The sequence below is a fragment of the Sorangium sp. So ce1014 genome (genome assembly GCF_051521505.1).
GTDB lineage: Bacteria > Myxococcota_A > Polyangia > Polyangiales > Polyangiaceae > Sorangium.
The window spans coordinates 10,310,324-10,329,918 of the sequence record NZ_CP150356.1; the positions used below are offsets into that span (position 1 = coordinate 10,310,324).

18 protein-coding genes are annotated in these 19,595 nt (G+C 72.0%); 8 read left to right on the plus strand and 10 right to left on the minus strand.

All coding sequences use genetic code 11. The features are described from left to right. Positions 1–16: 16 nt before the first annotated feature. Positions 17–1,993, minus strand: a complete 1,977-nt coding sequence (nuoH, locus tag WME75_RS39105; protein WP_437481698.1) for an NADH-quinone oxidoreductase subunit NuoH — start codon at positions 1,991–1,993, stop codon at positions 17–19. A gap of 76 nt (positions 1,994–2,069) precedes the next feature. Beyond that, the gene (locus tag WME75_RS39110) at positions 2,070–2,876 is read right to left on the minus strand and encodes an ABC transporter ATP-binding protein (protein ID WP_437481699.1); all 807 of its coding nucleotides are present in this window, start codon (positions 2,874–2,876) and stop codon (positions 2,070–2,072) included. 88 nt (positions 2,877–2,964) lie between these two features. Here WME75_RS39110 and WME75_RS39115 point away from each other — a divergent pair, with 88 nt between their 5' ends. The 6 genes from WME75_RS39115 (at position 2,965) to folK (ending at position 7,380) form a co-directional block, all read left to right on the plus strand. After that, positions 2,965–3,708 (plus strand): polyhydroxyalkanoate synthesis regulator DNA-binding domain-containing protein, encoded by a 744-nt coding sequence (locus WME75_RS39115; protein ID WP_437481700.1) that lies wholly within the window; start codon positions 2,965–2,967, stop codon positions 3,706–3,708. Between the two features lie 34 nt (positions 3,709–3,742). After that, positions 3,743–4,429 carry a sigma-70 family RNA polymerase sigma factor gene (locus WME75_RS39120; RefSeq protein WP_437481701.1) on the plus strand — a complete coding sequence of 229 codons (687 nt, stop codon included), beginning with the start codon at positions 3,743–3,745 and terminating at the stop codon, positions 4,427–4,429. Continuing rightward, positions 4,426–5,310 (plus strand): anti-sigma factor family protein, encoded by an 885-nt coding sequence (locus WME75_RS39125; protein ID WP_437481702.1) that lies wholly within the window; start codon positions 4,426–4,428, stop codon positions 5,308–5,310. The genes WME75_RS39120 and WME75_RS39125 overlap by 4 nt, the downstream gene beginning before the upstream one ends. Before the next feature lie 86 nt (positions 5,311–5,396). Then, a complete protein-coding gene (gene gshB, locus WME75_RS39130; protein WP_437481703.1) occupies positions 5,397–6,353 on the plus strand; it encodes a glutathione synthase in 957 nt (318 codons plus the stop codon). Positions 6,354–6,521: 168 nt separating this feature from the next. Further along, positions 6,522–6,791: a hypothetical protein gene (locus WME75_RS39135; RefSeq protein WP_437481704.1), complete on the plus strand. Its 270-nt coding sequence runs from the start codon at positions 6,522–6,524 to the stop codon at positions 6,789–6,791. A 91-nt stretch (positions 6,792–6,882) separates the two neighbouring features. Next, complete coding sequence (folK, locus tag WME75_RS39140) at positions 6,883–7,380, plus strand: 2-amino-4-hydroxy-6-hydroxymethyldihydropteridine diphosphokinase (protein ID WP_437481705.1); 498 nt, start codon at positions 6,883–6,885, stop codon at positions 7,378–7,380. A gap of 39 nt (positions 7,381–7,419) precedes the next feature. Here the strand turns inward: folK and WME75_RS39145 are convergent, their stop codons facing one another. The 3 genes from WME75_RS39145 to WME75_RS39155 are packed head-to-tail and all read right to left on the minus strand — an operon-like array spanning position 7,420 to position 9,822. Continuing rightward, entirely contained in the window at positions 7,420–7,986 is a 567-nt protein-coding gene (locus WME75_RS39145) for a hypothetical protein (protein WP_437481706.1), read from the minus strand. A gap of 4 nt (positions 7,987–7,990) precedes the next feature. Then, entirely contained in the window at positions 7,991–8,764 is a 774-nt protein-coding gene (locus WME75_RS39150; protein ID WP_437481707.1) for a 3'-5' exonuclease, read from the minus strand. Next, positions 8,761–9,822 (minus strand): DsbA family protein, encoded by a 1,062-nt coding sequence (locus WME75_RS39155; protein ID WP_437481708.1) that lies wholly within the window; start codon positions 9,820–9,822, stop codon positions 8,761–8,763. Before WME75_RS39155 ends, WME75_RS39150 begins: the two co-directional genes overlap by 4 nt. Positions 9,823–9,881: 59 nt before the next feature. Here WME75_RS39155 and WME75_RS39160 point away from each other — a divergent pair, with 59 nt between their 5' ends. After that, positions 9,882–10,670, plus strand: a complete 789-nt coding sequence (locus tag WME75_RS39160) for a response regulator transcription factor (protein WP_437481709.1) — start codon at positions 9,882–9,884, stop codon at positions 10,668–10,670. Between the two features lie 40 nt (positions 10,671–10,710). On the opposite strand, the gene WME75_RS39165 is transcribed toward WME75_RS39160, so the two are convergent. Continuing rightward, the gene (locus tag WME75_RS39165) at positions 10,711–12,081 is read right to left on the minus strand and encodes an OmpP1/FadL family transporter (protein ID WP_437481710.1); all 1,371 of its coding nucleotides are present in this window, start codon (positions 12,079–12,081) and stop codon (positions 10,711–10,713) included. 358 nt (positions 12,082–12,439) lie between these two features. Between WME75_RS39165 and WME75_RS39170 the strand changes: the two genes are divergently transcribed. Next, on the plus strand, positions 12,440–12,907 hold the full coding sequence (locus WME75_RS39170) for a hypothetical protein (RefSeq protein ID WP_437481711.1): 468 nt from the start codon (positions 12,440–12,442) through the stop codon (positions 12,905–12,907). Positions 12,908–12,920: 13 nt separating this feature from the next. On the opposite strand, the gene WME75_RS39175 is transcribed toward WME75_RS39170, so the two are convergent. From WME75_RS39175 to WME75_RS39190, 4 genes are all read right to left on the minus strand, one after another. Next, positions 12,921–14,117, minus strand: a complete 1,197-nt coding sequence (locus WME75_RS39175) for a metallophosphoesterase (RefSeq protein WP_437481712.1) — start codon at positions 14,115–14,117, stop codon at positions 12,921–12,923. Between the two features lie 89 nt (positions 14,118–14,206). Beyond that, on the minus strand, positions 14,207–14,920 hold the full coding sequence (locus WME75_RS39180; protein WP_437481713.1) for a hypothetical protein: 714 nt from the start codon (positions 14,918–14,920) through the stop codon (positions 14,207–14,209). A 454-nt stretch (positions 14,921–15,374) separates the two neighbouring features. Beyond that, a complete protein-coding gene (locus WME75_RS39185) occupies positions 15,375–17,480 on the minus strand; it encodes a hypothetical protein (RefSeq protein ID WP_437481714.1) in 2,106 nt (701 codons plus the stop codon). A gap of 61 nt (positions 17,481–17,541) precedes the next feature. Next, the gene (locus tag WME75_RS39190; RefSeq protein WP_437481715.1) at positions 17,542–19,557 is read right to left on the minus strand and encodes a SpoIVB peptidase S55 domain-containing protein; all 2,016 of its coding nucleotides are present in this window, start codon (positions 19,555–19,557) and stop codon (positions 17,542–17,544) included. Positions 19,558–19,595: the final 38 nt, after the last annotated feature.

Sequence of the window (19,595 nt, forward strand, 5' to 3'; positions counted from 1 at the left end):
ACACCGGGGTTTGCTGTCACAGGAACGGATTCAGGTGGAGCGCGACCTTGGCCTCCCGCAGGTTGTACTGGACCCTGCGGATGAAGTGGATGAGCAGGTAGGCCCAGACGGCGAAGGTGACAACGCTGATGACGAGCTGGACCGTCTTGCTCACGCCGATCACCATCCAGAGCGCGGTCAGGAGGAAGGCGAGGAACGAGAGCGGGACGAACCACTTCCAGCAGAGGTTCATCATCTGGTCGATCCGGACGCGCGGCAGCGTCCAGCGGATCCAGATGACCACGAAGACGAGCGACCAGCTCTTCAGCAGGAACAGGAAGACGCCGAGGAGCTGGAGACCGAAGCTCGCCTCCTGCTGCGACGGCGAGACGCCGGGGATCTGCCAGCCGCCGAGGAAGAGCGCGCTCGCGATGCCGCACATCACGAAGACGTTCGCCCACTCGGCGAAGAAGAAGAAGAGGTACCGCATCCCCGAGTACTCGGTCGAGTAGCCGGCGACGAGCTCGCTCTCCGCCTCGGGCAGGTCGAACGGCGCGCGGTTGCCCTCCGCGAGCGCCGTCGTGAAGTAGAGGAAGAACAGCGCGAACGTGATCGGGTTGCGGAAGACGAACCAGTGCCAGGGCCAGCCGCCCACGTCGAGGAACGAGGCCCCGGTGCCGCCCTGCGCGGCGATGATGTCCTGGAGCCGCAGCGAGCCGGTCATCATCACGATGCACACGATCGCGACCGCGCCCGGGATCTCGTAGCTGATGATCTGCGCCGCCGAGCGGATCCCGCCGAGGAGCGACCACTTGTTGTTCGACGCCCAGCCGCCGGTCATCAGGCCGATCGTGACCAGCGAGGTCACGGCGATGACGAAGAGGATGCCGATGTCGAGGTCGGCCGCGATGAGGTACTGGCCGAACGGCATGACCACGAACGTGGCCGACACGCCGACGAAGACGAGGTAGGGCGCGAGCCGGAAGAGCGCCCTGTCGGCCTCGGCCGGGATGATGTCCTCCTTGAGGATCGACTTGATGCCGTCGGCGATCCACACGAGGAGGCCCTGCGGCCCGGCGCGGTTCGGCCCGATGCGCGACTGCATGCGCGCCGAGACGCGGCGCTCGACCCAGGTGATGAGCCCCGCGGTCGGCGCCATGAAGAGCAGGATGATCGCGGCGGCCACGCCGAGGAGGATCCCGGCGCCGAGCAGATCGGTCGGGGCGCTCGCGTGGAACCCCTCGGTCGAGAGCTTGACCTCGAGCGGGGCCGCGCCCCGCCGGATCCCGACCGGCGACAGCCGCTCGTGGCCGCCCGGCCTCACGTCGGCCTTCGACAGGACCTTCACGCCCTCGAAGCTCGTGATGACGTCGCCGGCGAGGAGCTGCGCCCGGCTCGCGGGGCTCCCGTCGCGCACGCCGGTCACGACGAGCCCGCCGGCGGGCGGCGACTCGGCCGCCACCTCGACGCCGAAGAACGCGAGCGCGCGCTCCCCCTCCTTCTCGCGCGCCGCGATGACGGCGCGGCGCGGGGTCGGCGGGATGAAGTCGAGCGTGACGCCCCTCACCGTGCCGGACACGGGGAGCGCTCCCTGCGTTGTCGCGGGGATCTCGACGGTCACGTCCCCGTGGAAGGTCGTGTGCACCGCGTCGTCGCCGCGGCCGGCGAAGCGCGCCTGCAGCCCGTCGGAGAAGACAAGCGACACCTTGTTGCTGCTGAGCTGCGCGCCGTCGATCTCGATGCTCTGGCCGGTGAGCGGCGCCTGGCCCGGGCGCCTCAGCGTCCCGCGGAACGTGACGATCGCCTCCTTCGCCTGCGCCGTGGGCAGGTGGGTCCCGAGGATCTCGATGCGATCGCCGAGGTCCACCTCGCGCGGCACGACGTCGATGACGCTCAGGAGCTCGGGCGCCGTCCTGCTCTGGCCGCAGCCGGCCGCGCCGAGCAGGGCGAGGAGGGCCAGGAGGCACGGCAGGAAGCCTCGAGAGAGAGCCCTCCAGGGTGGAGATCCGCGCATGGCGCCGCTTATAAACTGCGCCGCGCGGGCGGTCGAGATTGCGGAGAACGTCGCGCCGCCCCGCGGTGATTCCTCCCTACCGCCGCGGCTCGCGCGCGCCCCGGACGGGGAGGAAGTACCGGCTGCCGTCGAGCTCGTTCACCCCGACGTAGAGCTCCGCCTCGAACACGTCCTTGAGCCGGCGGTAGGTCATCACCTCCTCGACGGTGCCCTGCGCGACGAGCCGCCCGGCCTTGAGGAGCGCCACGCGGTCGGCGTACTGGGCGGCCGCGTTGAGGTCGTGCAGCACCGCGACGCAGGCGAGGCGCCGCTCGGCGACCTCCCGGCGCACGACCTCGTGGATCTCGATCGAGTGGCGGATGTCGAGGTGGGCCCCGGGCTCGTCGAGGATCAGCACCTGCGCCTCCTGCGCGAGCGCCCGCGCGATGGCGACCCGCTTCTGCTCGCCGCCGGAGAGCTCGGCTGCGGGCCGCCCCGAGAGCTCCACGAGATCGCAGGCCCCGAGGGCGCGGGCGACCGCCTCCTCGTCCCGGCCGGAGGGGCGCATCCAGGCGCCCTGGTGGGGCGCGCGGCCCATCATGACGACCTCCCGCACCGTGAAGCCGGGCGCCGAGGCGATCCCCTGCGGCACGACCGCCACGCACCGCGCGATCGCCCGCCGGTCCAGGGCGTCGAGGGGCCTCCCCAGCAGGGTCGCCCCGCCCCGCGCGGGCCGCAGGGCCCCGGAGAGGACCCGGACCAGCGTCGATTTGCCCGCGCCGTTCGGCCCCAAAACGGCGCAGAGCTCGCCCGCGCGCACCTCCAGGCTGATCCCCTCCAGCGCCAGCCGCCCGGTGGGATAGCTCGCGGCCACATCTCGCAGCTCGATCGCCGGCTCCTGCACGTCGTCTGATTTATCGAGTGATATCGAGTGATCTTCCCTTGCGCGAGGTTTCTAGCGGTGGTCCAATCGATCTCGAGGCGTAGAGGAGATGGAAACGGCGAAGGAGACTCTGGGAGGCGGCGAGGTACCGCGTCGCGTTATTAAGCGCTACTCCAATCGGAAGCTCTACGACACGAAGGACAGTCGTTACGTCACCCTGCAGCAAATCGGGGAGATGGTCCGGGCTGGCGAAGAGGTCCAGATCATCGACAACGCGACCAAGGAGGACAAGACCGAGGTCACGCTGGCGCTGATCATCTCGGAAGATCTCAAATCGCAGCCGCGCTCGGTTCCGCTCGGCACGCTGAGGGATCTGATCCAGGAGCGCGGCGAGCGGCTGCTCTCGCAGCTGCGCGAGGGCCCGATCGGCCGGCTGATCCCCGGCGCGGTCCCCGGGGAGGGCGGGGTGGCAGCGCCGGGTACGGCGCAGGCCTCCGCGGCGGAGCCCGCGGCGGCGTCCGCGTCGCCGTCGCAGCCGCCCCCGCCGCTCGACGCCGACAAGTCGAGCCACGCGAAGGGGCGCCTGAGCGGGATCGTCGAGAGCTCGAAGCAGACGCTCGATCAATGGCAGCAGGCCGTCGACGAGCGCATCCGCGCCATCCTTCCGGGGCTCGGCCTGGTTCGCGATCTTCAGTCCGATGTCAAGCGCCTATCGCAGCGCATTGACGAGCTGGAGGCGAAGCTCCAGGGACACAGCGGTGAACCCACCGAGGGCGCCGCTCCTCTCCAGGCTGGCTCTGCCGCGGACGAATCCGCGGGCGAGGGTCAGGGGGGCGAGAGCAGGCTGGAATAGCCCTGACCGCTCCCCTGTTGCCCCCGTCGAGCCTATGCCGTTCTTCTTCAGCAAGAAACCTGCGTCCGTAGCGCAGGACCTGTCGCTGGCCAGCAGCGAGGGAGGCCGCGCTGACGCCTTCGAGGTCGAGCTCCTCGGTCATCTGGACACGCTTTACGGCGTGAGCTGCCGGATGACCAAGAGCTCGACCGAGGCGGAAGACCTGGTCCAGGACACCATCGTCAAGGCGATGCGCGCCCGGGATCAGTTCGAGCCCGGAACCAACCTCAAGGCCTGGCTGCTGCGGATCCTGACGAACACGTTCATCAACCGGTACCGCCGCGGGGGCCTCGAGCGGGGCATCTTCGAAGGGCCCGACGCCGAGCCGCTCACCGACGGGTGGGTCGGGGCGACGACGATGCGTGCGATGCGCGATCCGGAGACCCAGGCGCTCACGCCCCTCGTCGAGGCGGAGGTGCAGCGCGCCCTGGACGAGCTGCCCGAAGAGTTCCGCCTGGCGGTGGTGCTGTCGGACATCGAGGAGCTCTCCTACAAGGAGATCGCCGAGGCGATGGGGTGCCCGATCGGCACGGTGATGTCGCGGCTGCACCGCGGCCGCAAGCTCCTCCAGAAGACGTTGCGCGAGCACGCGATCCTGATGGGCATCGTCAGCGCCGACACGGCGAAGGACGCGCCTGCCGATCTGGACGCGTACCGCAAGCGGAAGCGGGGTGTCGCATGAGCGCCGCGAAGTCGATCGAGAGCTGTGCGCGGTTCGACTACGCGCTGTCGGCCTACGCCGACGGCGAGCTGGATCCGGACCACGCGCTCGACCTCGAGTCCCACCTCGTCCAGTGTCCTCCGTGCTTCGAGCAGGTGAAGCTGCTGCGCTCGCTGCGGGGGAGCCTGAGGCGGGCGAAGCCGGCGGCATGTCCGGACGTGCTGCGGGCGCGCGTCGCCGCGGCGATGGCGCACGAGCACGCGCGCGGCGCGGCGCGTGAGGCGGCGCAGGCGGCGCAGGCGTCCGACGCGAGGCCGCGCCTCGTGCACAAGGGGTACGCCGCCGCGCTCGCCGTGGCGGCGGGCGTCGTGTTCATGGTGGGCGTGACGCGGCAGCGGACCGTCGCCCCCGCGGACACGGCGAAGGTGGACACGAAGGTGGACGTCGATCTCGCGCGCGGCGAGAGCGTCGAGGTCCTGCTCGACGATCTCGTCATGCAGCACGCGCAGCCGCTCCCGCCGGAGACGACCGACCCGGCCGACCTGCCGCGCTTCGATCCGTTCGTCGGCGTGCCGGTCCGCAGGCCGGAGTTCCAGTCGATGCACGCGAACTTCATGGGCGCCCGCGTGCACACGATGCGCAATCGGCGCGCCGCCCTGCTCCAGTACGTCGTGAAGGGCAACCACCGCGTGACGGTCTACCTCTTCAACTCGCGCGCGGTCCCGGTGCAGAAGGCGCAGCCGATCCTGAAGGCGCGCGTCGTGCGCGAGCGCCCCGTCTACGTGGGCAAGATCAACGGCTACTCGGTCGTCGCCGCCGAGCACAGCGGCGTCGGCTACGCGCTCGCCTCGGACCTCGGCGACGACCTCAGCACGCAGCTCGTCCTCGCCGCGATGCAGTGAGCGCGCCCGCGCGAGCGGGCGCTTCGTCCCTCCCGGCCTTCCCCTCCCGGCCCTCCCCTCGACCCCCCCACCCCGCGAGAGACCGCATGCGCTTCGTCTTCGTCATGGATCCGCTGAGCCGCGTGGCGCACGACAAGGACACGTCGTTCGCCTTCATCCGCGCGGCGCAGGCGCGCGGCCACGAGAGCTACCACTGCCTGCCGCGCGACCTCTCGATCGAGGGCGGCGAGGCGCACGCGTCGGCGACCCCGGTGATCATCGGCGACGCGCCCCCGTTCATCTCGCTGGACGTCGCCGGGGGCCCGCGCAGGCTGAGGCTCGGGGACGTCGACGCGATCTTCATCCGCAAGGACCCGCCGTTCGATCGCAGCTACCTGTACGCGACGCTGATCCTGGAGCGCGCGCGGCGCTGCCCGCTCATCGTCAACGATCCGCGCGGGCTGCGTGACGCCAACGAGAAGCTCTACGCGCTGAACTTCCCCGAGTGGACGCCGCGGACGCTGGTCACGGCCGACCGCGACCAGATCCACGCGTTCGTGCGCGCCCTCGGCGGCCTGGCGGTGATCAAGCCGCTCGACGGCGCCGGCGGCCTCGGCGTCCTGCAGATCGACGAGCGCGACAAGAACGCGCGCGCCATCGCGGACATGATGACGAGCGAGGGGCACCGCCTCGCGATGATCCAGGAGTATCTCCCCGCCGTCGTCGAGGGCGACAAGCGCGTCCTCCTGCTCGACGGCGAGCCGCTCGGCGCCATCCTCCGGGTGCCGCGCGACGACGATCACCGCTCCAACATCCACGTCGGCGGGCGCGTGGTCTCGACGGAGCTGACGCCGCGCGAGCTCGAGCTCGTCCGCGCGGTCGCGCCGCGCCTGCGCGCCGACGGCCTCCACTTCGTGGGCCTCGACGTCATCGGCGAGCGCCTGACCGAGGTGAACGTCACGAGCCCGACGGGCATCCAGGAGCTCGGGCGCTTCACCGGCGCGGATCCCGCGGACACGGTGATCGCCTGGGCCGAGGAGCGGGCGCGCGGCCGAGCCGCCTGACCCGCCCCGCGCCGTGAGCCGCCGCAGTGCCGGAAGTTGGCCCGGGGGCCCCGGGTCTGCGAAGGCTCCCCCATGGGCGACTCATTCGAGCGATGTGCCGTATGCGAGGACGGCGAGCTGGGCGATCGGGAGCGCGGTGCGCCCGGGGATCCTCGCGCGAGGCCGCGGATGGCGCGCGTCGTCATCCAGGGACGCTCGCTGAGCCTGTGCCGGACGCACGCCGCGACCGTGGCCGCCGCCATGCCGGAGACGTTCGAGGAGATGCGCGAGCTCTTCGTGGGGCTCCAGCGCGGCGCGCAGGCGTCGCCGCGCGATGCGTCCATCGAACGACGCTCGCCCATCCCGCGCCGGAACCCCGACGATCGGCGCGTCTTTCCCCCGCGACCGGAAGGCAGGCGGCTCGGCATAGGGCGCCGCACCAACGATCCGGTGGAGTGATGGCGAAGGTCGCACCGGCGCCCGGCGCGCGGCGATCGCCCGCGGCGCGAGGTGTCGCGAGCCGCCGGAAGCGGCGTGGTAGGGTCTCGCCATGACGTCCCACCGGCGCGTCGTCATCGGGCTGGGGTCGAGCCTGGGCGATCGCCTGGCGACCCTCCGCGCGGCGATCGAGGCGCTCGGCGCCGATCGCGATCTCGACGTGATCCGCGAGTCGTCGCGCTACGAGTCGCCGCCCGCAGGCGGCCCGCCGCAAGGCGACTACGTGAACGCCGCGGTGCTCATCGCCACCTCGCTCCCCGCGCGCCAGATCCTCGAGCGCACGCTCGCCGTGGAGCGCTCGCTCGGGCGGACGCGCCCCGATCCGGTGCGGTGGGGGCCGCGCACGATCGATCTGGACCTGCTCTGGATCGAGGGCGAAGCGGTCGCTGAGCCGGATCTCGTGGTGCCGCACCCGCGGCTCTGCGAGCGCGCCTTCGCGCTGAGGCCGCTGCTCGACGTCGCCCCCGACGCGCGCGATCCGCGCACCGCCGTCGCGTACGCCTCGCTCCCCGAGGCGAGCGCGCCCATTCGCCGGCTCGATCCGATCTGAACGGCCCGCCGCGCGCCGCGGCTGCGCGGGGCGCGACGCTCAGCTCGAGCGAGGCGCTCCGGCGGAGCGGGCCCGGAGGCCGGCGCGGCCGCCGGCGTACGACGCCGCGCTGCCGATCGCGACCATCACGGCGAGCAGCAGCGTCCATCCGAGCGCGCCCGCCGGCGCGCCCTGGGCGAGGGCGAGCGCCCAGGCGAGCGCCGCGACCACGGCCCCGCTCGCGGCCGCCTCGCGCCGCCCGGCGCGCCCGCCGAACCGCCCCACGAGGTAGCCGCCGGCGACGCCGGCGAGCGCGAACGCAAGCGCGTTGAGCCCCACCATCGCGAGCCGCACCGAGCCCTGCGCCCCGGCGTCTCCCGCGCGCTCGATCATCCGGCGCAGCAGCGTGTTCGCGAGCCCCGCGAGCGGCAGCCACGCGATGAACGTCGCCACCGTGCCGAGCGCGATCCAGTGCCACGGCGGGCGCTCTTCGCCCTCGTCATCGCCGCCGCTCTGCAGCACCGGGAGCCTGCGCTTCTCCGGCCCTCCCGTCCCGCCGCGGAGAGGCGCCGCGCCGGGCGCTCCGCCGCCGACGACCGGAAGGCGCCGCTTCGGCCCGTCGACCATGGCGTCAGCTGGGCTTCGAGGTCGGCGGCGCCACGGCAGGAGCCTTCCGCCAGAGCTTCCGCGCTTCGTCCTGCAGGCGGACCAGGCGCCGCTGCTCCTGGATCAGGCCGCCGTAGGCGCGGGGCACCCGCGGATCCTTCGCGAGCGCGTACAGGACCTGCAGCGCCGCCTCGGCGTCGTCCGTCGCGCGGTGCGCCTTGTCCAGCGTGATCCCGAGCCGCGCGGCCATGTCGCCGAGGGCGCGGCTCTCCTCGTTCTTGTAGAGCTCGCGCGCGAACGTGAGCGGATCGATCCAGTCGACCTCCCGCCGCATGGCGGGCGGCGGCTCGCGCGGGCGCATGCCCACGCGCTCGAGCTCGGCGAGCAGGAACGAGCGGTCGAAGGAGGCGTTGTACGCGGCGGGGATCATCCCCTTGAAGCAGGCGAGGATCTCCTCGGCGACCTCGGCGAACGACGGCTTGCCTTCGACGTCCGCGTCCTTGATCCCGTGGATCGCGGTGCTCTCCGCCGGGATCGGCCGCCCCGGATGGATGAGCCAGTTGTAGCGCGTCAGGATCTCGCCGGCGCGGCCGATGACGATGCCGAGCTCGATGATGCGGTCACCCGCCGGATCGCGCCCCGTCGTCTCGACGTCGATGAAGGCGATGGGCTGATCGATCCAGGCGCTGCCCGCGTCGATCTCGGAGGCGACGCCGATGGCGCGCACCTTGAGGAGGTGCGCGATCCCAGGGTAGTGCCGGCCCGTCGGGAAGCAGCCGCACGGGTCGGCGACCTTCAAGGCTTCCTCGGCTGAGCGGGCTGAGCGGGCCCGGCGGAGGCCGCGGGGCGCGCCGCGCTGCCTGCCGGCGCGCTGCCGCTGGCGGCGGGGATCGCGCTGCCGGCGGGGGTCGTGCTGCCGGAGGCGGGCGCGTCGGCCGGCTTCGGCGGCGCGGGCCGCGGCTCCTTGCCGAGGAGCTCCAGATCGAGCTTCACCCACGCCTCGAGATCGTCGCCCGGGTTCGTGAGGAGCTGCAGGTCGACCTCGCGGCCATTGATGAAGACGAGCGGCGTCCCCTCGAGCCCGACCTCTTCGGCCTGCTTCTTGTCCTTCTCGATGCGCGCCTTGGTCTCGGGCGAGACGAGGTCGGCGCGGAACTTCACCATGTCGAGCTTGAGCCGCTGCGCGTAACGCTCGAGGTCGGCCTGCTCCAGCTTGTCCTGGTTCTCGAAGATGAGGTGGTGCATCTCCCAGAACTTGCCCTGGTTGAGCGCGGCGGTCGCCGCGCGCGCGGCGGACTCGCCGTGGACGTGCGCCGCGAGCGGGTAGAACTTGAAGACCAGCCGCACCTGCCCGTCGAAGCGCTTCACGAGCCCCTCGAGCAGCGGCGACATGAGCCGGCAGAACGGGCACTCGAAGTCGGCCCACTCGACGATCGTGATCGGCGCGTCGGGCGGCCCCATCTCCGGCGAGCCGTCGGTCGCGAGCGTCCTTATCTTGCTCGCGTCGAAGCGCATGCGGAACGCCTCCTCGCGCTCCTTCTTCGACCGGCCCTCCTTGACCTGCTTGAGCAGGAGCTGCGCGGCAGGGAGGCACGCCTTGCACGGGCGCTGCTCCTTCACGCACTGCGCAATGCTCACGGGCGTGTCCGGGCAGGGGGAGAGGAGCTCGGAGACCTGGGCGGCCCACTCCCGACGCTCGCGGGGCGTGAGCGAGGAGGTGTCCACTCCGGAAAGCGAGACCGACACCTCGGGGCTCGGGGCCGGTTTGGGCTCGCTCGAGCCGGAGTTCCCAGGACAACCCGTGGCGCCGAGCGAAAGCAACGCGAGGACCGGCGGCATCCAGCGCAGGAATGACATCGCGGCGCGAGCTTAGTCGGACCCTTTGCGAGATGCTAGCGCGGGTGTAGCGTCAAGGTGTGCGGAGCGTCCTCTACCGCTTCCCGGATCTGCAACAGTTCGAGCAAATCGTGGGCGACCCGGAGGAGGGCGACCTCGAGCTCGGGCTGCCCGCGGGGGAGGTCGTCGCGGATGGCGAGTGGGTGCTCGCCATCTTCGAGCTGGGCGAAAACCGCCGCGCGACATCGGCCGCGGCGTGCGCTTCCGTCTCGCCCGAAGGGGCGCGGCTCACGTTCGAGCCGCGCGACTGGCGCCGCCTCGCCGACTTCGCGCGGACGGAGGCGCCCCGCCCCGGCTCCATGCCCGACACCGACGCGGCGGCGCTCCTCCGCGCCGGGGGCGAGGGCCAGCCCGCCGCGCCGCCCGGCATCCAGGGCGCCGGCGCGACGGGCCGGGTCCCCTCGCCCCCTCGGCTGAAGGGCAAGGGCTCGCGGATCCTCGTGGTCGACGACGATCCGCAGATCCGCGAGATGCTGACGACGATGCTCGAGGCGGTCGGGCTCGCCGTGCTCACCGCCGCCAGCGCGGAGGAAGCGCTGGAGCGGGTCCGCAGCTCGCCGTTCCACCTCGTTGTCCTCGACTGGAACCTCCCGAGGATGACCGGCATCGAGCTCTGCCGGACGCTGCGGCAGGAGCCCGAGCTGCGCGATCTGCCGGTCCTCTTCCTGACGGCGAACGCCTCGTCGCAGGACATGGTCCACGCCTTCGCCAGCGGCGCCGACGACTACATGGTGAAGCCGTTCCGCGCCCCCGAGCTGGGGGCGCGCATCTTCAGCCTGCTCCGCCGGACCCGGCGCAGCGCCCCCTGAAGCGCCTCGCCGCGGCGAGACGCGGCGACGCCCGGCGCGCTCAGAAGCCGACATCCACGTTGAGGTTGAGCACGCCGATGGTCTGCGTGTAGAGCCCGCCGGAGTCGGGAGCCCGCGAGTTGCCCGAAAGGCCCGCGGTGATGCTCTTCCCGGCGGTGTCCCGGCTGACGTAGAACAGGTGCGTGTACGACGCCCCGAGGTGCAGCTGCTTCGCGACCTGGAAGCGTCCCCCCACGGCGAACGAGACATCGTGAAAATCGGTGGCCGAGGGATCCAGGGTGTCGTCCGGAACCGCGTTGGAGTCGTACCCGACGCCGCCGAGGAGCTCGATCGCAGGCTGCGGCCAGTAGCTGACGCCCGCGCGCACGCCGAACGTGTCGCGCCAGCGGCGGACGATGTTCTGCACCACGGTGGCAGGGTCGGCGGCGGAGCCGTCGCTCCGGATCTCGCACGCCGCGCCGACCTGGGTGAGGCACTGGTTTTCCATGGAGCTCCAGCGCGTCCAGTCGCCGAAGAGCCGGACCTCGAGGCGCTCCGCCGGGACGAAGCGGGCGCCGAGCCGCACGATGTCGGGCAGGTCCTGGTGCAGCTCGACGTCGGTCGCGCCGCTCGACACGCCGCTGAAGCGGTTGGTGAGCGTGCCCTCGAGCGTCTCTCCCCCCGTGACGTTCGGCCGCGACTGGTACGACGCGCCGATCCAGAGCTTCTCCGGCATCGCCTCGAGCAACGCGCCGACGCCGAAGCTCGCGTGGAGCCCGCTCACCTCGAGCAGCGAGCGCCCCTCGGTCGCAAGGGCGTTGTCGCCGGAGGCGTTGCGGGCGCGCACGGTCTTCACCTGAGCCCGGATCAGGTTCCCCGAGACGCCGAGGCTGAGCGGGAGCGCCGGGATCTTGTAGGCGGCGGCCAGCGTGAAGAACATCGCCTGGAGCGAGGACTCGATGGAATGCCAGCGCTGCACCCCGTCGACCGGCCCGGCGAGCTCGCCATTCTCCTCGAAGGCGCTGTTCGTGTCCCAGGACGCCGCGCCGCCGAAGGGCACGTAGACGCCGGCGCCGAGCGCCAGGTCGCCGAGCCTGGCCGACGCGCCGAGCATCGGCGAGGCGGCCAGGTTGAACAGGCTCGCCTCCCCCGTGTTCGCCTCCGGCACCGTCACGTCATCGGACGCCGCCTGCGTGTGTGTGTAGGAGGCGGCGCGCAGCGCCAGATTTCCGTCCAGAAACAGGTGAATCCCCTCGCTCTCGGCGATGCCAGCGGGGTTGTAGTAGACCGCGGTCGGATTGCTCGTGATCGGGTTGCCGTGCTCACCGCCGAACCGCGCGGTCGCGAAGCCGCCGGCGAGCGCAGGCCCGGTCCAGACAAGGCCGCCGAGCAGGCCGACGGAGAGCGCGAGACGGTGGCGGTGGATGGGCATTGCCGGTGTTCTCGATTCTGGAGGGAGGAATACGGCGCCTGCGACAGACCCTGCGTGGTAGGGTTGCATCACCTGCCAGGTCGCGGGATGTTCGACCCGCTCAAGTCAAATGTCACCTCTTGCACGGTGTCAAATGCTTTTCTCCCGCTCCACCCGGACAACGCTCGCATCCGCTGCGCTCCCCTGCGCTGCGCTCCTCATCGGATGCGCCGACCCGGGGGGCAGATTCCATGACTTCGAAGCTCGCGATACAGCGATCCGTGAAAGCCATGCCGGCGGCGACGGTGGCAGCGGCGACGGAGCTGGCGGCGGCGGCGGGAGTGGCGGTGGGGACGGCTGTCTGCCGGAGGCAGGCGCCGTGGACGGCGATTTCTTCTTCAACCTTTCGGCGTACCTCAGCCCGCAGACCCCTATCGTCTTCCTCGCCAGCCTGACCACCGAGGCGAGCGACGGCGGGCTGAGCTTCTCAATGACGTTCCAGCCGCTGGAGTCCGCCGATCGCCGGACGCCCACGGGCTCGCCGGTCGACGTGGGCCCCTACGAGCTGTCCGAGGACGGCACGTTCACCGCGGAGCTGCCGACGATCGTCGTGCCGGGCAACGCCAACCCCATCTCGGGCAGCGAGCTCGAGGCCACCATCACGCTGGCCGGCTCGCTCTGCGCACCCGCCGACTTCGTCTGTGGTGATGTGACAGGCACCGCGGCGAGGCCGATCCAGCTGGATCTCAGGGGCTCGACCTTCGCCATGGAGCGCATCACCGACCCGAGCAGCTACCCGGCGGCGGTCATCAACTGCAAGAAGGACCCGGCGCGCCCGCTCCCGTGAGCGCCGGGTCGCGCTACGCCAGGGCCTCCGTCACGGCGGCGCCGTCGAGCTCGATCAACGAGATCTCGGACGGCGCGCCGACGCGCATCGGCGGACCCCAGTAGCCCGTCCCGCGGCTCACGTAGATCTGGCTCGCGCCGTGCGAGGACAGCCCGGCGACGTAGGGCTGGTCGATCCGCACGAAGAGCCCCCAGGGGAAGATCTGACCGCCGTGGGTATGCCCGCTGAGCTGGAGGCCCACCCCCCGCTCCGCGGCCTCGCGGATCTGCTTGGGCTGATGCGCGAGCAGCACGAGCTCTCGAGAAGGGTCCCGCCCCGCGAGCGCGCGCGCGAGGTCGGGGCCATGGTCGCCGCCCATGCCGCGGGAGCTCCAGTCGTCGACGCCGGCCAGATCGAAGCTGTGATCGCCGTCGCCGATCGAGACGCGCTCGTTGCGAAGCACCCGCACGCCGAGCCGGCCGAGCTCCGCGATCCACGCCTCGACGCCGGAGTAATACTCATGGTTGCCCGTCACGAAGAAGACACCGTGCCTGGCGCGCAGATCGGCGAGCGGGGCGGTGTGCTCGCGGAGCTCCTCGACGGAGCCGTCGACGAGATCCCCCGTGATCGCGATGAGATCCGGCTTGAGGGCGTTCACCCGCGCAACGACGCGCTCGAGCCACTCGCGCCCGATCGTGGGACCGATATGAAGGTCGGTGAGCTGGACGACGCGAAAGCCCGACATGGCCCCGGGGAGGCGGCGGAGGCGGACGCGCACCGGACGGACGGCGACCTCGCCGAGGGCGCTCGCGACGCCGGCGAGGCCGAAGCCCGCGGCGAGCGCTCCGGCCGTGCCCGCGATGGCGCGTGAGAGGAACGTCCGGCGTTCGCCGTCGAGCGGCTGGTTCAGGAGCGCCGTGACGCCGTGGGCGCCGAGGCGAACGAACTCCGAGGTGAGCAGGAGGAAGAAGAGCAGGACGGCGAGCCCGACCCACGTGTAGACGACGCCGGCGACGATGCCCCCGATGTGCCGGGGCAGCGCGCGGGTGACGAAGAGGCCGACCGGCACCAGCACCGCGAGCACCACCAGGGCCACGCTGCCGACGCGCTGCCAGAGCGGGCCGAGCTCGGGCGCGCGGATCAGGCGCTGCCAGAGGTAGTAGTGAACGCCTGCCACGATGGCGCTGAAAATGCCGATGAAGAGGACGAAGGAGAGAAGGGGACGCTGCACGGGTCCAGCATGACCACGGCAGCGCGCGCCCGCCGCTCGATTCACGCCGGAGCCGGACACGCCAACACTTTTTTACGAAGCGACCCCGGCTACGACGTGCTGACACATACGCCGAACCCAGGGGGGTAGATGGTGCTGCCGCCCTGGCACTTGGCGTTCATGCCGCAGTCCTGCGCGCTCCCGTCGATCCGGCAGAGCTGCTTGCACTGGTGGGTCAGCATCGAGCACACGAGGCCGGGCGCGCACGGACAAGGATCGTCGGCTCGCCCGTCGCCGGGCACAACGCAGCTCGTCGTGCCGTCCTCGCGGACGATCGTGCAGGTCAGGCCCGCTGGGCACACGCTGTCGTCCAGGAGCTCGCAGCTCACCGCGGGGACGCAGACCGGGATCGGAAGCGGGGTGCTCCCCTCGGCGAGCGATTCGGCCATCGGGCGCTCATCGCAGTACGTTCCAGCCGCGCAGCTCTCGACGTTGCCGCAACAGTACTGCCGGCAGACGCCGCCCTGCCCGTCGGCTGCCGCGCACCCCAGCCCGGCAGCGCAATCCATGCCCCGGTGACACGGGCCGCCCGCCTGGTAGCGCCCCACCGGCCGGCAGCTCGGGATCGCGTCGCCCTCGCCGAGCACGAGCTGGCAATGCATCGGCTGCGCGACGGGGCCCCCCGTGCCCGACCCTGCACCGTCGCTGGACGAGCACTCGGTCGGGTCGCCCCCCGGCGTGCAGCCGTCGCCGCACAGGTGAGCGAAGCGCGTGGTGAGGTCCGGCGAGTCCGCGTGCCCCGGGATGTTGACGCTCTCGTCCACGGCTCCGCCTCCGCCGGCGAACGGAGGTGTGTAGCCCGCTCCAGTCCCTCCGACCGACGCACCCCCGGCACCCCATGTCTCCGACCCATTGTCCTCGGCGATCCCACCGGCGGAGTCGCTCTCGGACATCCCGCACGCGGAGACCACGAAGGCCGAGATCGCCGCGAGACCCCAGAGCAGAACGGTGCGGGGTGAGCTCAATCCAGAAATACGAGAAAAGAACAAGTGGAGTGAGCTTATCATGTCGCCCTCGGACATCCACAGAATGTGCCGTCCCGGCGTGTGTTCTCCAGGGCACCGATGCCCCGGTGGCCTGGGACGTCAGGGTGCATGCGCCGCGCGCGCGCGGGAACGCAGGTGCGCCGCGCCTGCCGGCGCTCCTGGCGCAAGCATGACGCCCGTGTCGCGCCGAGCGCCGCGCGTTGCGACCGGCGGCCACGGTGGGTGGCGGCGGCTAGCGCGCCTCGATGTCGCGGGTGACCACGTTGCCCGCGCTGTCGTAGGCGCGCACCGCGAGCAGATGCGAGCCAGGCGGCACGATGGAGCCGAGGTCCGCCTCGAACGGCTCCACCGGCTCGTCGAAGATGCCGTCGCTCGGGAAGATGGGGCGCCACTCCTCCAGGCCGGCGATCGAGACCTCGACGCGCCCGACCGGGCCGAGGCCGTCGGCGACCTCGCCCGTGAGCCGGCGACCCTGCAGCGCGAGCGCCCGGAACACCGGCGGCGTGTTGTCGATGAGCACGGTGCCCGACTCGAGGCTGTGGCGCTGCGTGCGCTCGGGCGGGTTCGCCAGCTCGTCGCTCGCCTCGACGAGGAGGCGGTACTCGCCCTCGGGCAGGGCGGTGGTGTCCCATACGTGCTCGGCGCGCGTCACCTTCTCGCCCGGCTTCAGCAGGCTGCGCCAGGTCGACTGGCCCTCCATGCGGTACGAGAGGCGATAGCGCAGGTCGTCCTGATCTGGATTGTCGACCTTCCACGTCAGCTGGAGCGAGCTCACGGGCTTCGGCGCCTCCCCGCCCGACGACGGGAGGCTCGTGCGAGGGGGCTTCGTCTGCCCCTTCGGCGCCGCCTCGATCGAGGTGACCACGGCGCGCGCGTTGTCGGTGACGAACGAGAGCTTCACCTCGCGGAGCACGGCGCCGGGATCCCGGCCAAAGCGCGCGCGGATCTGCGCGAAGCGCGCCGGCGGGCTCTTCGTGTCCCCCGGGGCGGCGAGCGCCGGGGACCACGGGCTCCAGGTGCTGTCCGGCGCGTCGGTGTTTCCGCTGCGGGTCTCGAGCTCCAGCGCCCCGTCGGAGCGCCACGTCAGGCGTCCGAACGTGGCCCGCAGCCCGGCGTCGAGCACCTTGCTCGTCCACACCGCCGAGGCGCCGCCGACGCCCTTCACCTCGTGGAAGACCGCGGGGTCGGTGGTCGCGACGAACCTGTGCCTCCCGGCCATCATGACGGCGCCGACCTGGCGCTCGTCGGTGTCGGCGACGAGCCGCGCCACGTGGTTGTCGCTCACGGTGTAGAGCTGGCCCTCCGCGCCGGTCCCGACGTAGGGCATCCAATCGTCGCCGAGGCCGAGCGAGACGTAGTGCGTGTCGTCGTCGCTCATCATCTTCTCCGCGACGCCGCTCCGATCGAAGCGCACGAGCACGCCCTTGCCGGGCTTCGGCGACCGCGCCGGCTGCGGCGACGGCGGCCCGCTCCGGTTGCGCTTCGGGGGGGCGAACGCCTCGGTGTACTTGTTGGCGATGGCGTAGATGGCGCCGCCCTTCGCGCCCGGCGCGATGGCGATGGCCTTGACGTCGTCGGCGTCGAAGTCGTGGAGCACGGTCGCGCGGCCGGGCGCCGTGAGCTTGTAGAGGAGCGCCTTGCCGTTCGAGCCGGTATAGACGGCGCCGTCGTCCGCGACCGCGACGCACATGAGGTGCGGCTCGTCGCTGTCGAAGTACACCTGGGCCTTGCCCGCGGCGTCGACGCGGAACAGCTTGCCCTCGGAGCCGGTCGCCGCATAGAGCGCCTTCGCCCTCGGGTCGTAGGCGAGCCCCCACACGTCCTCGGTCCCGGGGAGCTCGGCGAAGAGCTTCGCCGGACCGCCGTTGCCGGCGCCGCGCGGCAAGCGGAAGAGCTTGCCCTCGGGGAACGTCCCCGCGATGACGTCGCCGCCTTCCACGAGCGCGAGCGCGCTGACCGCCATCTGCCCGGTCGTCGCCGCGAGCGTCACCCGGCCGCCGGCGACGCTGTAGATCTTGCCCTCGTTGCCCGTGCCGAGCAGCACCGTGCCGTCAGGCAGCACCACGGAGCTCCAGATGGACGTCGCGTCCGGCAGCGGCGTCGCGCCGAGCGTCAGCCCGGCGCGCACGGTGCCGTTCGAGTCCACGCTGACCCCGGTGAGATCCCCGCCCTTCAGGTCCTCGAGCGACTTGAGCTCGAAGCTGCGCGTGCCGACCGCGTGGGCCGGGAGCGCCACGAGCCCCGCGGCGGCGAGGACGGCGGCGAGGAGCCGGCGCGGCGAAGGGACGGCGAGAGGGCGAGACGATGGGGAACGGGCAGAAGAGCGATCTGTGCTCATGGGGTCGCAGAGAGGAGGGGGTCAGGGAGGAGGAGGCGGCGGCGGGGAGCGCCGGCGCGGCTCAGCGAAGGATAGGCCGGACCGTGACGCTCACGGTGTCTTTCCCGACCAGGAAGCGCTTGAGGGAGATCGGCACCTGCACGTGCGCGCCGAAGGTCTCGGGCGCGTCGGAGTCGGAGCTCGGGCGCAGCGTGTCCATCGCGCCCGGAGGGAGCCGCGAGGCGACCTTGCCGCGGTACGCCGCGCCGTTCTCCCGGAGCTTGAACGTCGCGACGACGCTCTCCGCGTCGTGGTTCTGGTTCGGCAGCATCGCCACGAGCTCCGCGACGTTGTTCGGCGTCGCCATCGGGCGCTCGACCTCGTAGCCGGGCGCGAGATCGATGTCGACCTGGCTGCCGGCGAGCTCGCGCGGGATCGGCACCTCGATGACGCGCGACTCCATGGGGCCCAGGTGGGGCTGGAGATCCAGGCGGATGCGCGCGGGCGCGCCCGCGTCGATCTCGGGCTCGAGCACCTTCGCGCCGCGCAGCAGGACGACCTCGCGGTCGAAGGTGACCTTCACGCGGGAGTCGACGCGCTCGATCGAGACGTCCTCCCACGGGTTGTTGAGGAGGGCCCCCATCGACCGGACGAGCCGGCTGCGGACGAAGTCGTCGGCGCTGAGCGGGGTGCCGTTGCCGGCGCCGAAGTCGACGAGCGAGATCGTGCCGTAGCGCCCGATCCTCAGCTGGCTCACCGCCCGCCACGTCATGTCCCGCCGCTCGGCCGTGGTCGCCTCGACGGCGTTGCCGAGCGCCATCGAGACGAAGGAGGGCGCGAGGAACTGATCGTGCGCGACCTCCACGTTCCACGTCGGGTGCGGGGCGCCCTCCACGCCGTCGATCTGGACGCGCATCGGGAAGACCGGCGCCTTGGCCGCGCTGTCGACGACGATCGCGGCCTGCCGATCGTTGACCATCGAGCCGACCGACCGCACGGCCTCGCCGATCTTGAAGCTGCGGTTCTGGCTCGCGAGGATCCAGTGGACCCGGGCGATCGCGGTGGGGAGGCTGGCGACGCCGCCGTTCATCATCGGGTGGCCGAACGCGACGAGCTTGTCGCCCGACACGCGCGTGACCGTGCCGATGCCCATCGCGGAGATGTCGCCGCGCACGAGCTCGACGCCGATCGCGCCCCCGTCGACGTACCGGGTCGGCGCGCCCGGCTCCGGGTTCGCCGACGAGCCGCCGCCGGCCTGCATCGGCTCGAGCCCCATGGGGCCGAACAGGTCGCTCGCGATGCGCAGCGACGTGCCCCCGAGCCCGCCGAGCATCACCGGCGTGGAGGCGCGCGCGAGGCTCGTCGACTGGGGCGGGGCGAGCGCCGGCGCGACGCGCGCGGCGAGCTGGCTGGCGTGGCCGGCGAGATCGTAGGCGTCGACCGGCCCCACGAAGCCGCGGCCCCCGCGCAGCCGGGCCGGCGCGGCGGCGCGCGGCGGCGCGCCGCCGATGCGGCTCACCGGCGCGGGCAGCGGGCCGCCGACCTTCGGGGCGATCCCCCGCGGGAGCGGCCGCGCGAGCTCGTCGAGCATCGACTTGATCGGGGTGACGCCGGCGATCGCCTCGGCGCCGAAGAGCCAGCCGTACGCGTAGGCGCCGATCATCTTGCCGTTCAGGTAGATCGGGCTGCCGCTCATCCCCGCCACCGTGCGGGCGACCTCGAGGCGCGGGTGCTGGGTCTTGATGAGGATGAGGTCCTGGTTCGGGCGGAAATTACGGAGCGTCGAGATGATCTCGACATCGAACTTCTCGGGCGTGGTGCCGGAGAAGACGGTGAGGCCGTATCCCTTCATGCCCGGCTTCACCTCGGCGATCGGCAGCGTATCGGGCGGTGTGGAGATCGCGTGAGCCGCGCCGAGGCCGACAGCGACGCTGCACGCCGCGCCGGCGAGCAGGCTCAGGGGGATGAGGCGCCCCTCGCGATCGACGAGGGCGCGGGCGGCGCCCGCGATCGCTGTCGCGCAGCGGGTCGCGAGCGGGACGGCGCGCGCGGAGAGGAAGGAACCCGGACGAAAACACGGTGTATCGCGCAGAGGCACGGGCCCAAGCTTAGCCCGGATTTGGCAGCGCGACAGAG

Coding starts and splice junctions, on each gene's coding strand:
- nuoH (WP_437481698.1), bottom strand. CDS start 1,993: ATGCGCGGATCTCCACCCTGGAGGGCTCTCTCTCGAGGCTTCCTGCCG.
- WME75_RS39115 (WP_437481700.1), top strand. CDS start 2,965: ATGGAAACGGCGAAGGAGACTCTGGGAGGCGGCGAGGTACCGCGTCGC.
- WME75_RS39120 (WP_437481701.1), top strand. CDS start 3,743: ATGCCGTTCTTCTTCAGCAAGAAACCTGCGTCCGTAGCGCAGGACCTG.
- WME75_RS39125 (WP_437481702.1), top strand. CDS start 4,426: ATGAGCGCCGCGAAGTCGATCGAGAGCTGTGCGCGGTTCGACTACGCG.
- gshB (WP_437481703.1), top strand. CDS start 5,397: ATGCGCTTCGTCTTCGTCATGGATCCGCTGAGCCGCGTGGCGCACGAC.
- WME75_RS39135 (WP_437481704.1), top strand. CDS start 6,522: ATGGCGCGCGTCGTCATCCAGGGACGCTCGCTGAGCCTGTGCCGGACG.
- folK (WP_437481705.1), top strand. CDS start 6,883: ATGACGTCCCACCGGCGCGTCGTCATCGGGCTGGGGTCGAGCCTGGGC.
- WME75_RS39145 (WP_437481706.1), bottom strand. CDS start 7,986: ATGGTCGACGGGCCGAAGCGGCGCCTTCCGGTCGTCGGCGGCGGAGCG.
- WME75_RS39155 (WP_437481708.1), bottom strand. CDS start 9,822: ATGTCATTCCTGCGCTGGATGCCGCCGGTCCTCGCGTTGCTTTCGCTC.
- WME75_RS39165 (WP_437481710.1), bottom strand. CDS start 12,081: ATGCCCATCCACCGCCACCGTCTCGCGCTCTCCGTCGGCCTGCTCGGC.
- WME75_RS39185 (WP_437481714.1), bottom strand. CDS start 17,480: ATGAGCACAGATCGCTCTTCTGCCCGTTCCCCATCGTCTCGCCCTCTC.